This window comes from Frankia sp. AgPm24, assembly GCF_023243055.1.
Lineage (GTDB): Bacteria > Actinomycetota > Actinomycetes > Frankiales > Frankiaceae > Frankia > Frankia umida.
The window spans coordinates 1-384 of sequence record NZ_JALKFW010000102.1 but is presented as its reverse complement, the minus strand read 5'-3'; the positions used below and the strand labels follow the sequence as shown (position 1 = coordinate 384).

Annotated in this window: 1 pseudogene; it reads right to left on the bottom strand. The window is 70.3% G+C overall.

Annotated elements, in window-relative coordinates:
• A pseudogene (locus tag MXD61_RS05850) lies at nucleotides 1-384 on the bottom strand (polyketide synthase); the annotation flags it as partial.

The following is a 384-nucleotide window of genomic DNA, read 5'->3' as shown; positions in this document are numbered from 1 at the left end:
CCGCTGGAACGGGTACGTGGGCAGCGGAACGACCCGACCGGGAACGGCGGCACCGGGAATCAGCGCGGCCAGAGCAGCCTGCGTGACCGGCCCGCCCACAGTCCACAACTCCAGCAACCCGGCGATGACCGCATCCGACTCCGGCTGATCCCGACGCGACAACGCCACCGCCGCAACCGGATGGTCACTGGTCCGGGCGAGAGAGGTCAGACTTCCATCCGGACCGATCTCGACCAGGAAGTCGCCCCGGGCTTCGGTGAGGGCCTCGGCATAAGGGACGGGTTCACGGACCTGCCGCACCCAGTACTCCGGCGACATCCACTCCCGCCGCCCGGCCGCCGACGGCTCCCGATAGGCGACACCCGCAGCGACAGCGGCGAACTC